We start from the raw sequence: 15955 nt of genomic DNA on the forward strand, positions 1-15955 counted from the left end.
CCGCAGCGCTTACCACAGGTATTGAAAAAACTATTGCACGTCCGATATCTTGATTCATCCTTTTTTATTTATTGGTGATTCCTTGTCTGTCTGTTCTTTATATGTATTTTCCAATTGAATCGCACGCTGGAAATGCCTAGAGTCTTTGAACCCCGCCATGGTTATTACCTGATACGGATTTTTTTGTTCATTCGAAGGATGCGCTATCAGAGTCTGGTATTCCCTAATCCGACATTGGTTCAGGTAACGCCTGAAATTCACCCCATAAGTTTGATTGACAAAATTGGACATCACGGTACGGTTCACCCCCATCGCCTCGGCCATGTCAGTCAACTTGAAATCAGGATCGAGGAATGGTTTTTGTTGAGACAAATAGTTTTCGAACGCCGTCCTGTTCAATTGTCCGCGGGTGTCATCCGGCACAGGGTATTGTTTGGCGATCAAACCGTTGTTCCCGGTCTCATTTTCATTGCCTGAAAACAAATCAAAGGTCTTGTAAGAGAGATATTGCCTACGGATAACCTGATATGTAAGCAAGATTTCCTGAGCCATAATGCATAACGCGTTCAACCGAATAAGCCATTGACTTGCCCCGACCAACGAAGGCAAAAAAGCAATTAGAAATATAACGATGGAAAGTATGGAAAGCATGAAAAACATAATGAGCCAACGCGATGATTTAATACTGACATATTTTCGATCCGTATCGGCCATTTGAAGTACCGTCTGCCTATAATACCGCAGCAATAACAGGCCAGTCGGAACAATATAAGCTATTGCAGTGATAAACCGCAGTAAAGAACTGGATATAAAAAGCTCCGTATAGCGCTCAAATAACGACAGTCTGGTAAAAAGTCCTCCCTCGGGAGGTGACATCCAAGCTGTCGTTATCAGGATAATTGCCAATGTGGGTACCGGCCAAATGTAATTCAGTACGGGAAAGTTTCTCTTTTTCCCTAAATAGGCCAAGTAATAAACGATATTGTAAAACAATATGGGAATATAAATATACGACAGGGCAAAAGGAATATCGACCGGAAGGAATATCGGATCGTCAGAGAGCACATGCCATAAAGCGGATGACCACCATACGGCTATCAGGATACAATAAATGCTTACAACCCGCCTTAATTTCCTTTCGGCAAGATTGCGATAATTCCATATCAATAATAAAGTAAAGACCGAACATATGGCCGAACAAAATATCGGTAAAATATAGGTCATCAAGTTGCTGTATGTGACAAATGCTCCCATGTCAATCGAATTCAAATTATTTTTCTCGAGTGTGTGTTTCTGCTGGCTTTTTCCGATGCACTTAAATTGCTTATGCAGACAGTCATAAACTCACTGACATTACGGTATACAAAGATAGCCTTTTTTACTGCACTTATTTGTATTACAACTGTTAATAATGACTCCGCGCACTTCTAAAATGAGTCAGACTTTGATGATTTGACATGCCCGTTACAAAATTGCAGCTTGTGTAAAATGGTCATTACGATTTTGCCGATATGATTTATACGTTTTGACACTATGCGATAACAAATACGCCGTTCCTTTGTGCAAAACAAAAATAAAGAAAGCGAGGTCACCGCAGTTGACCTCTTGAGACTGTCTATGCAAGAACAGACTATAAAATTTACAACGGAATAATTAACTATAGCCATAAAATATGCACAATGGAATTATAAAACGAATATTGGTCCTGCTGGTAGTTGCCACCGCCGGTATGATGCAGGATACCAAAGCCCAGAACGTGGCTGTCAAGAGTAATGTTCTGGCAGATGCTTTCCTGAATCCGAATTTGGGAATAGAGATCAGACTCGCACCTAAATGGACTTTGGACGCTACGGGACAGTTCAACGCATGGACACTCTCGCACGACCGGCGCTGGAAACACTGGGCCGTTCAACCTGAGGTCAGATACTGGTTCTGCGACCACTTTTCAGGGCACTTCGTAGGTGCTCACATCCATGGCGGACAGTATAACATCGGAGGTTTTGACGGAAAAATCAACTTTCTCGGAACGGATGCCCGCAAACTGAAGGATACCCGTTATCAGGGCTGGTTCGTCGGCGCTGGTATCGCTTACGGTTATACGTGGATACTGGGGCGGCATTGGAACCTTGAGGCGGAAATAGGCTTGGGCTATTCCTATACACGCTATGACCGCTTCCAGTGTGCCGGGTGCGGCAGAAAGTTAGAAACGGACAAACCACACCACTACGTGGGGCCGACGAAAGCGGCAATCAACCTTGTTTATGTATTTTAATCGTGTGCAAAATGAAAAAGATAATATATATCCTATCAGCCCTTTGGGGCATGGTTACGGTAGCGGAAGCACAAACCGCAATCGACATGCGAAAACAGGACATCGTGGACGGTGTTTCCGTGGAGAATCTAAAAATAGAACGCAACGGCGGGTACATCGCCATAGACATGCTTTGGGATTTGTCAGGGCTTGACGTAGACGATAATCGTGCCGTACTTCTTACACCATGGCTAGTCAATGGCAACGACTCGCTCGACCTGCAACCGATAGGGGTTTACGGCAGGCGCCGTTACTACTTCTATGTACGCAATGGCGAAAGCATGCTATCGGGCAAGAATGAAAAGAGCTATAAGGCCTCGGAAAAACCCGATACCCTCAAATACCACCATATGGTACCATACGCCGAATGGATGAACGGAGCCGTGCTGTCGCTTCGTCGTGACGACTACGGGTGTTGCAACACGTTGTTGGCAGAGCGGAATGACACGCTCGGACGACACACCGAAGCGTTTTTCCCCGAACTGGTATATATACGTCCGCAAGGGCAGATCGAAAAACAGGATTCACTCGAAGGTTCGGCGTTCATCGACTTCCCGGTGAATCAAACAGTGATTTATCCGGATTATCGACACAACACCGCCGAACTTGGGAAAATACAGTCATCGATAGACTCCGTGCAAGGCGACATGGACATAACCATTACTTCGGTATGGCTGAAAGGTTACGCTTCACCCGAAAGTCCTTATGCACATAACAAAGAGTTGGCTATCGGACGTACGGCAGCATTGAAGAAATTCATACAACAACTCTACCAGTTTGAAGACGAGGTAATAACGACTGACTACGAACCGGAGGATTAGGTAGGATTGCGCCACTACGTGGAACAGTCAGACCTTGAACATCGCACAGAAATGATTGCTTTGATAGACGGCAATTTGGAACCGGATGCCAAAGAGCTGAAAATAAAACAGACCTATCCGGCGGAATATCGCTTCCTGTTACAGAACTGTTATCCGGCGTTGCGCCACACTGACTACCGCATAGTCTACACTATCCGCAGTTACAGCGACGTGGAGGATATAAGGCGAATCATACGTGAACGGCCGCAGAAACTGAACCTGAATGAGTTCTACCTCGTCGCACAGGAGTATGAACCCGGTACGGATGAGTTCACTGAAGTGTTCGAGACAGCGGTACGCATGTTCCCGGATGACACCATCGCCAACCTGAACGCCGCCAACGCTGCCATGCGCCGTGGCGACCTCACGGCCGCAAAGCGTTACCTTGCCAAAACGGACAATTCGCCCGAGGCTGTTTATGCCCGAGGTGCACTGGCCATCCGGCAAAAAGATTACAACAGTGCCCGACGTTACTTGAACGAGGCGAAATCTCTCGGATCAGAACAGGCCGGCATCACGCTTGAACAGCTTGAAAAAGGGAAACATTAAGGATAAACGAGATAATATATTATTAACAAAATTAGATTACAAACATTTATGAAGATGAATAAATTATTTTTAGGTATGTTCGTATGCATCGCATTGTGTGCATGCTCGAACGACGAATCAGGAATTATTCCGGATGATACACCGAATGCCTTCACAGGAGACGAGGCGTACATCAATATCCGCCTCGCTGATGCAGGTTCACTTACAAAGGCGCAAGAAGGTGGCTTTGAGTACGGAATAAACGAACAGTCTGTAAAAAACGCCTACTTCTACTTTTACGATGCAGACGGTGTATTCGTGACACAAGGTAATGCTTGGGGAGGTGGCAACGCCTCAACGACTGCCCCTGCCGAAAACATTGAATTTGTGAGCAACAACGTCGTTGTACTGAAAGGACTGGACAAAAAAGACTATCCTAAATATATGGTAACAGTGCTCAACAAACCGACCAACTTCGTGTATGGAAAAACACTCGACGAAATGCAAACAGTGCTTGCAGACAATAACGCGGAAGGTATTTATTATCCGGAAACGACCAATAACGTCACAACCAATTACTTTACCATGAGCACTACGAGCTACACCGAAACCAATCGGACAAAATATTTCGTGACGGAAGTTAAAGAGGAAAATTTCTCTCTTGAACCGATAACAGATGTGAGTGCCATTAGCAATGCAGTGACTGTATATGTGGAGCGTCTGGCTGCCAAAGTAACCTTGAATGTATCCGATGAACTTCCAAAGGATGTAAATGGGCGTTATCCGATAAAAGTCACTGTAGCAGGCGAAGACAACCCAGCCGGAAGCGGTAATATCGCTTCGGAAGAGCTTTATGTGGAATTGCTCGGATGGAAATTGAACGCCACAGCGAAGAAATCGTACATGATTAAGAACATAGATGCAACTTGGACGGATAATGACTTGGGCTTTACATGGAACAGATGGACCGACCACCGCAGCCATTGGGGTAAGTCGTTCAACTACGGTTTGTCCGGCTATCCTGAAAATGCGGCGGGAGTTCCCACCAATTCCACATATCTGAATTATGTCGATTTGGAAAGCGACTTAACCGCATTGGGAACCCCTGCCTATTGCGCCGAGAACACCAACACAAACACCATCGTGACTGGCAACTTTCCTTCTACCGTTACGAGTGTCCTGTTGAAAGCCAATATATGCGATGCAAGCGGCAATGCACTCGACCTCGTACGTTACAATGGTGTACTTTTCAAACAAGACTCCTTCCTCGAATATGTGCTCAACGTACTGAAGACGAAAAACCAACTGAACATGTGGTATGAAGACGGTCAAGACGATGGAGGTAATACAAAATATACACAGATTGGTAAAGAGTATGTGAAATTGGAGAATATGGGCGACGGAAAAGTAAAAGTGGTATTTACGAATGAGAATGAAACCTCATTATATACAGAGGACGGCGCCAACAGTTCGGATCAAATCATCGCCGCTCTTAACGAAAATCTGGCCGCTGCTTCAGCAGATGCCATCGCTTACAACGGTGGATCGATGTACTACAATATACCTATCGAACACCTCAACAATGGCGATGTCACAAACGGGACTATTCCGGAAGCCAAATACGGTGTGGTGCGCAATCACCACTATGTAGTCACCATTGACAAATTGGAAAATATAGGCAAGGGGATTTTTGACGAAGACGAAAAAATCGTTCCCGGCGAAGATCCGGACGGTGACACTTATTACGTTGGCGCGAAAATCAATATCCTTTCCTGGAAGATTGTCAGCCAAAATGTGGAACTTTAATTTTTCTTGAAACAATCCTTATCTTATAAAACAACCATTCCATGAGGAATAAACCCCACATGGAATGGCTTTAGAAAAGCGCTTCCGCTCCGGCGCAAAGAGAGGACGGAACCGGAAAGGGCGCATCTGCCATTTCCCACCGAAAATGAAAATCCCCTGCGGTATTTTCCGCAGCATACATATATAAAATAAATAATATAAATCAAATGAATATACGATCTTACATAAGAAAAATAAACGTCAAGTCGATGGCGGTCATCGCTTGCACCTCGATGCTATATGCCTGCGACAGCTTAATCTATGACGATGAGGGCGACTGCTCGGTAAACTACCGTGTGAAATTCCGCTACGATTACAACATGAAGTTTGCCGACGCCTTTGCCCACGAAGTGAACGTAGTGACACTTTACCTGCTCGATGTCGACGGCAAGGTGGTTTGGCAACGTACCGAACAGGGAGAATCCCTTGCGGCTGATGATTATGCCATGACCATAGATGTAGAACCAGGCGAATACGAGCTGCTCGCTTGGTGTGGCACAACTGACAAAGGTTCTTTCTCAAGACCTGCAACAACCGTCGGCAGAGAACTGACCTGCACGCTTGACAGGCAATACGATGCCGGAAACAAGGCATTCGTCAACGAAGATCTCGACCGCTTATTCCATGGGCGACTGCCGGAACAGACGTTCGGTGAAACCGAAGGTACGTACACTTATACCGTACCATTGGTGAAAAACACCAACAACGTCCGAGTGGTGTTACAACACCTCTCGGGAGAGGCTGTGGACAAAGATAAGTTCGTCTTCACCATCACCGATACTAACGGAAGCATGGACTGGGACAACACATTGCTACCCGACGAGCCGGTGACTTTCTTCGCATGGCATACCGACGCCGGGGAAGCAGGCATAGACTCCCAGTCCGAAGAAATACAGACTGTGTCTCGCGCCATTTTCAGCGCAGCCATAGCCGAACTGACCATACCACGTCTTGTAAAAGGACAGAAAACACAGCTCACCGTGACCAACAAGGAAACAGGAAAACCAGTTTTCTCCATTCCTCTTATCGACTATGCCTTGCTTGTGAAAGGTTTCTATAACCGGGATATGGACGACCAGGAATATCTCGATAGGCAGGACGTATACGACATGGTGTTCTTCCTCGATAAAGGTGACCGTTGGCTCGATGCCTACATTTACATCAACTCTTGGAAGGTGGTGCTGCAAAACAGCGAATTATAATAAAAGGAATGCGAATGAAAAATGTGGTAAAACATATCATCACGGGGACTCTGATGCTCCTTGCGTTGTGGAGTACCTCGTGTAGCCATGAAACGGATGTTTTCGGCATATCCGAAAAAGAAACAGCTCTCAGCATCGGCTTCAGATTGCCCACAAGAAGCCCGGAGACCGGTGAAGACTATGAAGTTGGCGAAACCTATGAAAACTACATAGACATAGAGAACAACAACTACAGGATTTATTTCTTCACCTTCGACAATAAGCTCATCGCTCGTTTTGAGCCGGACGGTTTCGTAGTAACTGAAAAAAGCGATTACAGGGATTATAGTGTACTTGGCAAGGCACCCGCCGCTTTGGCCAATCACAAAAACTTCAAAATGGTCGTGCTTGCCAACTGGCCGCAATATGGCGACGATACGATGAAGACCGGAGAAACGTTGCTTTCGGATATCTGCAATGCCGATTGGGGGCAGTTCGATAGTTTTTCTTCTTTCGAGTTGAAACCGGAACGACTGATTCCTTTCTATGGTGTCCATGAATACAACAATATAGAGTTCAAGTCAGGAGAGGTTACATTGTTACCTGAGCCTGTCACTCTACTCCGTGCCGTGGCAAAGGTGGAGATGATCCTCAAGACAGATGACTATTTTGACTTATCGATCAGTGAGGTAAAAGTTCGCCGCTATAATAAAAAAGGATATTGTGCCCCCAAAGATATTTTTTCACAGGACGACTACGACCACGGTGGTGAGTGGAGCAGCGATTACGTTAGCGGCTTGCACCTCGTAGGAAATAGCAACGATACGGAAGAAAAAATACAAAATTTCCGCTTTGTAAGCCGGTGGGTTGGTACTGACGGAAATAAATATGAGAAATGGATTGCCTACCTGACCGAATACCAAAATATTGACGCAGGCGACAAATACGCGTGCATTGAAGTAAGGCTCGATGCCCAGACCGGTGAGGACGAACCGTATAAAGTCTATTTCGCAAATTACGATGAGAGTGGAAAGACAGATAATAAGGACAATACCAAGCGTTTCGACATCAACCGAAACATCCTCTACCGTTTCACCATCACCGTCCGCGACAACAGGCTCACCGTGAACGTGCAAGAATGGAAATATACTTATGATAATGAATATACTTTTGACTGATATGAAACATTACTTTTTAATCATACTTCTATTGGTAACCATCGTAATGGGAGGTTGCACAGAAGAACTGCAACTGGAGACAAGTGGAACAAACGGGGCAGGTCTTGATGAAGGTGAACTGACGGAAGCCGTATTGAATTTGTCCGTCAATACATTTGCCGTTGAAGCACAAGCAAAAACAAGGGCGTCTCTACCGAGCGACACACCAGAAAAAGAGACTTCGGAAGAAAAAGAGATACATAACATCTGGGTGTTCCAGTACGATGCGACAACCAAAGAACTGCTGATAAAGCCGCGTTACTATACCATCGCCGATCAGGCAATGTTACAAGACCTACCCGTATATCTGAAAGCCGGAGTTCCGTCCATTGTATATGTCGTAACCAACACGAGCTATGACAACTGGGCCAACGACGGCACGGATACTTCATGGCAAAAGTTCAAGAATCTGGAACAACTGAAAAAACAAACCCTGCCTACCGCTTTCCCTTTACGATCGATAGATAAGGTGTCGATACCAATGGACGGAGCAAGCGAGGAGGTGGAAGTAACGACAGGTATTAAGGTCACAATACCGGTTACACGTATGTATGCCAAACTCAAAGTAAAAGTAGAGATGCTGAAAGCAGAAATGAAACTCAACAACGTCAATGTAAGGCAAATTCCGAATATTTGCCGGGTAGAGACATTGGCCGGCGACGGAAATGGAGAGCCAATGGATGCGGTTCCATTTCCTGTCGGAACGACATTCAGTTCGATAGCCTTTGCCGCCTCGGATTTGGAAAAGAACGAAGATAAAGAATGGGCTGTTTTCTATGTCCCGGAAAATCTGCAAGGAGAAATAGAGACTCAGGGCGGTAACAAGTCTGATGCAGCTCCTTCCAATGCACTTGTAGTCGATGTCACCACCGAAATCGGTGGTGAAAGGTATCTCTATGCAGCTTATCCCGGAGGAAACTCATTCAATAATTTTAATATACAACGTAATCAAGTTTACCGTATGACGGTGACTGTCACAGGAGAGAAAGGTCAAAACAATCCATCATCCAACTGTTTTGTTATAAAACCAAACGATTTCCTCTCTTTTGAGCCTTATTACCGTGTAGAGACAGGGGGCGGGTATAATTTTGCAGACTATTTAAACCCTCATGACGAGAATCTGAAAATAGCCCGTGTCGGTATTATCTGGCAAACCAAAGACTGCATTGGTAATAATACGAATGGAACGTTGGTTCAACTCGGTGAGAATACAGGCGACATTCATCAGAAAATCTATGTTAGAACGCAAAAGAAAGGTAATGCCTTGATCGGTGCTTACAATAGCAAGGGAGACATTATATGGTCTTGGCACATTTGGGTTACAGACCATGAACCGGACAATTTCGGTAAAGCTGTCACTTATTACACATACGACTGGGACAATAATGGTATACATCCTGAGAAGCCGCGTATTCAAGGCTATGCTGTCATGTCATGCAATCTCGGTGCATTGGCAGATAATCAAAAAGGTATAGGAAATGGTCTCCATCGGTATCCGGATGAAATGACGCAGGCCTTCGGCATGTTGTATCAATGGGGACGAAAAGACCCGTTCCCTCCTTTACGCAATATTATAAATGAACATCAGGATTATAACGACGGACATACAGATCTGCATTATGACAACTCCAACCAAATTGAAGTGCATAAGACATCCCTTACCGATGAAAGCATGCTGTTCCATTCGGTAATCGGAAGCACCCTGACCGGGGCTGTCAGACACGCCATCGCTAATCCTACGATCTTTATCTGTGGGACGAACGAAGTCAACCGAGGCGAAAGTTATGTGCAAACAAAGAGTAGCTATTTCAATTATGGCGACTGGTGCCCGACAGGAGAAAGCGACAATAAGCTTTGGGGAGGACTGGAACCGGCTTCCGATGGAATGAAAGCCTACACGATTAATCAGAGTAATAATGTACATATATACGATAACTACGGAACGGAAAAATCCATTTTCGATCCCTGTCCCACAGGCTGGAGAGTAGCCTCGGGCGAATTGTGGTTCGAGTTTACAAATACAGGACTCAATCCAGGATCTATGAGCGGTATCAATTATGACGATGGATTTCCGAACGGATATGGAATGAATATGTATATGCAGAAATGGAAAGAGGGTCCGACATCTTATTTCCCGACACAGGGAACACGTGTAGGCGATGGAGGAGGTTTTCGTGCAAGTAGTTGTGGAAACTACCATAATGCAACCACGGACACGGACAATCGAGTGAATATTTTGCATATCCATAAGGATGCCGGTCTGTTCCATATATTCGAATACCAATTCTATTTTTATTATGTAAAGTCGGTCGCAGGACCAATCCGTTGTGTACGCGATTCGAAATGAAACAGCCCTCTTCTACCTCCTGCGCTCAGTCTCACTTTTATTTATTATCTTTGCCGCAGGAAATGAAGAAAGTGTTACAATAATCTCAAACCAGACAATATTCATGAACAATCAGTATATCCGCCTGCTTCTGGCAGTGGTCCTTTGTGTAGTTACCTCCTGTTCGACTACACGCCAACTACCAGTCCGCGAGACAGAAGGAAAAGACAAACGGGAATTCAGGGGAGCCTGGATACAAACAGCTTTCCAGGGAGAATATAAGGATATGACTCCCGCCCAGCTACGGAAAGATTTCGTGCGTAAGTTGAATTACCTGCAATCCTGCGGTATCAACGCCATCATCTTCCAGGTCCGTCCCGAAGCCGACGCTTTCTATAAATCGGACATCGAACCCTGGAGCCGTTTTTATACCGGACAGCAGGGCGTCGCTCCGGCAGGCAATTTCGATGTGATGGAATTTCTGATCGACGAATGCCACAAACGGAATATGGAGTTCCATGCCTGGCTGAATCCTTACCGCGCCAGCACGGCCGGCAACACCCGTTTTGCCGATTCGCATATTTATAACAAACACCCGGAATGGTTCGTCACCTATAATAAACAGATCCTGTTCGACCCGGGATTGCCCGAAAGCCGCCAGTTCATTAATAAGGTAGTACGCGACATTGTCAGCCGTTACGATGTGGACGCCATCCATATGGACGACTATTTCTACCCCTATCCGGCAGCCGGCATGCCTTTCCCCGACGATAAGAGTTTCCAGAAATACGGACTGAACAAAGGTTATACCAATGCACAGCGCAGTGACTGGCGCCGGGAGAACGTGAACACGCTGATCCGCGAACTGAAACGGACCATCCTGCTCACCAAACCCTGGGTGCGTTTCGGCATCAGTCCCTTCGGTATCTACCGTAACAAGAAAAGCACACCCGACGGTTCCGGCAGCGACACCAACGGCCTGCAAAACTACGACGACCTTTATGCCGACATCCTCCACTGGGTGAAAGAAGGCTGGATAGATTACAACATGCCTCAGATATATTGGGAAATAGACCATCCGGCAGCCGACTATATCACCCTGATCCAATGGTGGAATAAGAACGCAACCCTCGAAGGTCCCCATCTCTATATCGGCCAGGACGTGGCACGCACCATGAAAGCCAGCCAGCTGACCCGCAAAATGCGTTACGAACGTGCCCTGTCGAAAGTCAAAGGCAACTGCTTCTGGCCCGCCAACGAACTGTTGTGGAACAACAAAGGTGTAGCCGACAGCCTGAAAAGGAACTACCACCGTTATCCGGCACTGATCCCGGCCTATACCCATATGCACAACCGGGCACCGCAGGAGGTGAAAAAACTGAAAAAAGAATGGACCGCCGACGGTTATATGCTGCACTGGAAGGCCGAACAAAGCCCGACAAACCCGGAGCTAGCCTCCTACTTTGTCGTCTACCGTTTCGAAGATAAAGAACCGATCGACCTCAGTAACCCGGCAAAAATCGTAAAAATCACCCGTAACACAAGATATTTAATGCCTTATGATAACGGAAAGAAAAAATATCGCTATATTGTGACCGCCGTAGACCGTTTTCATAACGAGAATACGGGAAAAAGTATAAAGGTAAAATTATAATGACCGTCTATGTTCTCTCCGGACCTTAGATACAGCAAATTTACGGATTGTGGCTCCTGTTCCGAATACAGGAGAAACATCTTTAAATATCGTTCCTATCCCAAAGGACTTATCATCCCACGGGAACGTTGTTTGCAGAATACATTGTATTTTCTGCTGAAAGGTTCCGTGCAGGTCAATAGCGAAGAACATCCCAATACCATTTTCAGTGCAGGACAGTTCATCCTGCAACCGATCGGCTCAAAGGTCGAATTCAAGATCCTCGAAACCGCCGAATGTATCCTGTACCTGTTTGAACGCCCGATCAATATCTGCAACGAACGTTTCAACAAAGGGGCCAGCATAGCAGAGACCTCCCGTATCGAACCGATTGTAATGAATATGTGCCCGCCGTTGCAGTATTTCGTGGAAGGGGTACGGATGTACCTGAACGACGACCTGCTGTGCGCCGGTTTCCTGAATGCCAAACGGACGGAGCTGGTCTACCTGCTCAATTGCTACTATACATTAAAAGAACTGGCCGCTTTCTACTCGCCGATCTACCGGTACAGCAAAAGTTTCCGTTACTTCGTCATGCAGAATTATATGAAGGCGAAAGATGTGGAAGCCTTCGCCCAGATGGGAGGCTACAGCACACCTACTTTCCGCCGCCTGTTCAAAGAGACATTCGGCGAACCCGCTTACCAGTGGATGCTGAAAAAGAAATGTGAAGACATCCAGAACGACTTAACCACTACCGAAATGTCTATTTCAGAGATCAGCTACAAATACGGTTTCGAATCGCTTTCCAACTTTTCCCACTTCTGCCGGACCAATTTCGGCATGTCTCCCCGTGCACTTCGCAATAAAAAAGACGAATAACCAGTAAAAATCAACAACTTTCGCAGTTTTTACAACTTATTGAATAGAAAAAGCAATTTTACGTCTGCTTTTTCCCGATACATTTGCGTCAGAAACAAGAAGAATTGACTTTCAACGTATATTAAATGATGATAAGAAGTGAACTAGGTTGCTCGTGCGGAATCGCAGTCTGTATATTAATGATCATTACATGTTTCATTAAATGCAGTTCGGAAGAAAAGCCAGAGCAGTCTTCCTACGGTTTCATTTGGTATTCGTTGAAATGGGAACAGGCCATGAGCAGCTATGAAAGTCCTAAAAAAGTTCGTTATTGCTTTTATCCTTTGGAAAAGGGTGCAATGATACAGATCGAGAGTGACACAAGCGGTCTGAAGTTCACACTGCCACCGGATACATACCGTTTACTGGTTTTCAATTGCGATGCCGACAACATCCAGTTCCGCAATATGAATTCATTTGAGACGGCAGAAGCATTTATCCCGGAAACGAAAGCGGCCGGGGGTACGACATCGGGACGCATTCCTTTATATGGAATAGCCATCGACAACCTGGAAGTGGAAGCCAACGACGGAGCAAATAATAAACGTGAGTTCAGTCCGGCTTCATTGATCCGCGAAGTAACGCTCGACATAAAAGTCGAGGGTATGGAGTATATAAAAGAATGCAAAGGGCAGCTGACAGGCGTACCTGCCGCTTTCAACCTGAGCAAACAAGAGATCGTACCGGACAAAACAACAACAGTTAACTTTGAAACAACAACTTCAGCGGAAGGTATAAAAACAAATGTATTGATATTAGGCACTCCCCCCAAACAAGGAACACCCCCACCTGCCCTCCCTAAAAACGAAGTACAGCTGGATTTCACCCTCAATGACGGAAGTACCACCACTTCCACCCTCGACCTGGGCAACTCGATCGGAGAAACGGAAGGAAACAAAGTAAATGTAGACGTATCCGTAACGGTAGAAAAAGACGCTTCTTTCACTGTCACAATCAACAAGTGGGAAGTCTCTGCCGGCGATGACATGATCATCGAATGAATTGAATGATAAGTAATAAGCAACGAATAAAACAACAACAATTAAATTTTTATAATTATGAAAACATTAGTATTAAGTATGATTTCAATTGCTGCAACAGTTGCAGCAATGACCGCTTGTACAAGCGAAGGTGACCCAATAGATAATATTGATAATGGACAACCGGTGGAGATACAGTTGAATGCAGGGATTGGGAGTATTACGACAAAAACTCCTATAACCAGCGATGATCAAGGTAAATTGTCCAGCGCTTTACCAGGTATCCAATTCGTAAAAGCAGCAGACATTGCAGAATCTCCTGCATGGGGAGATGTAAGTAAAGTTGCATCTACTGCAGAAATAAAAACCGATGATATCTCAACAGGTAAAATCTCATTCAATACACCACTCTACTACAATGTCGATCCTACTCTCAAATCATGGTTAATTGGCTACTATCCAGTAGCGGAAGTAGAACCTGATGCTTCGACAAACAAAGGTAAATTACAATGGACAATAACAGGGAAAGAAGATATTTTATTATCAGCAGAAGTTTCAGGCAATAAAAGTAAAGACGAACAAATTAAATCCATAACATTCAATCACCAATTGCTCCAGATGCAATTTAAATTTGTTGCAGAGGATCCAGCAGCTATTGACACTTGGGGAAATGCCATTAGAAGCATTGCTATTAAAACAAAAGCTTCAGGTACACTTGCTAATTTACCATCCACTATAACATGTACATTATCATCTACTCCTTCATTAGCTTGGAGTAACCCAGCAGAACTAACAGCTTATGCAGTCACAGATGGAACATATAGCGACAATAAAATCACAGAAGCAAGTCCTATAACTCTAACTGAAACTGAAACTTTAGGTGGATACATAATGGTGCAACCTCTAACAGCAACAACTGATTATACTCTTGCAATTACGACAAACAAATCAACGGCAGAGGTTCCTATTACTTTAGGAGCTGCCCCTGCTGCAGGAAAAGCATATGAAATCATACTTACATTTAAAGCGAGTACTATAGCTACTACTGCAACCATTACAAAATGGGAAACAGTTACAGGAGGAACAGGAACGGTTCAATAATAGTAATATATACTGAAGACAAAATTAGAGTGTTTAAAAATATTTATATTGCATTACAAAACAATTATTACTTTTTTAAACACTCTCACTCTCTATTAATTTACTATCGTAGTATTACATGAAAAATTCATCTTCATACCTTTTGGCCCTCATTTTCATCCTAACCGGATGCAGCAATGAAATCGGGATAGAAGAGGAACCTCATCCGATAAACGAAGTTCCTGTTCCCATCCTGATTATGCCAAAAGGGATTGATGCTACAACTAAGGCATTAGTAGATGTATTCACAAATGATAATATTAATGAAATAGGTATTTACGGAACAAGTAGTACAAAAGTTATTTACAACGGAATCTCTCCCAGCCAGATAGGGAGCAATCAGGAATTAATCTTTACGAATCCATCATTGGTTTATCCGACAGATGGAAATTCAATCACTTTAGCCGGATATTATCCGCGCCAATCAAAAGGTACAGCCTATACAATCAATAATAACTCTTTAGAGTTCACATTGACCGGTGAAGAAGATTTAATGCATGCCGCTCCAATCAACGCCGGAAACCAAAAAACGCCGGAAGCTGTCAACCTAAACTTCACCCACAAACTAACTAATGTAAAATTCAACCTGGTAAACGGAACAGAAAATATATTGCCTGACGGAAATATATCCATTACAACCGATGCCCCCAATAGCGGAAGTCTGGATCTGTCGAATGGCATAGTAACAATCGACCAAACTTCCACAACAACATTCACATTATCGACCGACATCAATGCAAACACAATGGCTAGCAAAGAGACAATATCCGTAAACGGAAATCTATTGCTATTCCCTGAACTAGCCTACACCTTCAAACTAAAGATTGGCGATCAATCTTATAATATACAGATAGACACAACCAACTCACCAGCATGGGAAGAAGGCATTTCCTATCTGTTGACAATCACAATCAAGAAATTAAACACTCTAAAATCATTCACTAAATCGGACAACAAAGCCGAATCGTCATCCGATTCTTTCGTTCAAGGCAATATCATACAAATAAAATAAT

Annotated in this window: 11 protein-coding genes and 1 pseudogene; 11 read left to right on the top strand and 1 reads right to left on the bottom strand. The window is 44.6% G+C overall.

The window, feature by feature from the left end:
- Positions 1 to 54 precede the first annotated feature (54 nt).
- Positions 55 to 1254, bottom strand: a complete 1200-nt coding sequence (locus C825_RS27005; RefSeq protein ID WP_010800849.1) for a helix-turn-helix transcriptional regulator — start codon at positions 1252 to 1254, stop codon at positions 55 to 57.
- A 418-nt stretch (positions 1255 to 1672) separates the two neighbouring features.
- Between C825_RS27005 and C825_RS27010 the strand changes: the two genes are divergently transcribed.
- From C825_RS27010 to C825_RS27060, 11 genes and pseudogenes are all read left to right on the top strand, one after another.
- Positions 1673 to 2272, top strand: coding sequence for a DUF3575 domain-containing protein (locus C825_RS27010; protein ID WP_009859997.1), 600 nt, complete (start codon positions 1673 to 1675; stop codon positions 2270 to 2272).
- A gap of 11 nt (positions 2273 to 2283) precedes the next feature.
- Positions 2284 to 3720, top strand: a pseudogene (locus tag C825_RS27015) (hypothetical protein).
- A 48-nt stretch (positions 3721 to 3768) separates the two neighbouring features.
- Positions 3769 to 5505, top strand: a complete 1737-nt coding sequence (locus C825_RS27020) for an Mfa1 family fimbria major subunit (RefSeq protein ID WP_173012293.1) — start codon at positions 3769 to 3771, stop codon at positions 5503 to 5505.
- A gap of 206 nt (positions 5506 to 5711) precedes the next feature.
- The gene (locus tag C825_RS27025; RefSeq protein ID WP_044215082.1) at positions 5712 to 6746 is read left to right on the top strand and encodes a FimB/Mfa2 family fimbrial subunit; all 1035 of its coding nucleotides are present in this window, start codon (positions 5712 to 5714) and stop codon (positions 6744 to 6746) included.
- A gap of 14 nt (positions 6747 to 6760) precedes the next feature.
- Positions 6761 to 7903, top strand: coding sequence for a hypothetical protein (locus C825_RS27030; protein ID WP_010800853.1), 1143 nt, complete (start codon positions 6761 to 6763; stop codon positions 7901 to 7903).
- A gap of 1 nt (position 7904) precedes the next feature.
- Positions 7905 to 10289, top strand: a complete 2385-nt coding sequence (locus tag C825_RS27035) for a DUF4906 domain-containing protein (protein ID WP_228100047.1) — start codon at positions 7905 to 7907, stop codon at positions 10287 to 10289.
- 103 nt (positions 10290 to 10392) lie between these two features.
- Positions 10393 to 11922 (top strand): glycoside hydrolase family 10-like protein, encoded by a 1530-nt coding sequence (locus C825_RS27040; RefSeq protein ID WP_009860003.1) that lies wholly within the window; start codon positions 10393 to 10395, stop codon positions 11920 to 11922.
- A gap of 9 nt (positions 11923 to 11931) precedes the next feature.
- Positions 11932 to 12783 (top strand): AraC family transcriptional regulator, encoded by an 852-nt coding sequence (locus C825_RS27045; protein WP_009860004.1) that lies wholly within the window; start codon positions 11932 to 11934, stop codon positions 12781 to 12783.
- Between the two features lie 125 nt (positions 12784 to 12908).
- Complete coding sequence (locus tag C825_RS27050) at positions 12909 to 13823, top strand: DUF5119 domain-containing protein (RefSeq protein WP_228100048.1); 915 nt, start codon at positions 12909 to 12911, stop codon at positions 13821 to 13823.
- Between the two features lie 57 nt (positions 13824 to 13880).
- Complete coding sequence (locus C825_RS27055; RefSeq protein WP_010800856.1) at positions 13881 to 14903, top strand: fimbrillin family protein; 1023 nt, start codon at positions 13881 to 13883, stop codon at positions 14901 to 14903.
- A 118-nt stretch (positions 14904 to 15021) separates the two neighbouring features.
- Positions 15022 to 15954 carry a fimbrillin family protein gene (locus C825_RS27060; protein ID WP_010800857.1) on the top strand — a complete coding sequence of 311 codons (933 nt, stop codon included), beginning with the start codon at positions 15022 to 15024 and terminating at the stop codon, positions 15952 to 15954.
- The last annotated feature ends 1 nt before the right edge of the window (position 15955 follow it).

It is taken from the genome of Parabacteroides sp. ASF519, assembly GCF_000364265.2.
Classification (GTDB): Bacteria; Bacteroidota; Bacteroidia; order Bacteroidales; family Tannerellaceae; genus Parabacteroides; species Parabacteroides goldsteinii.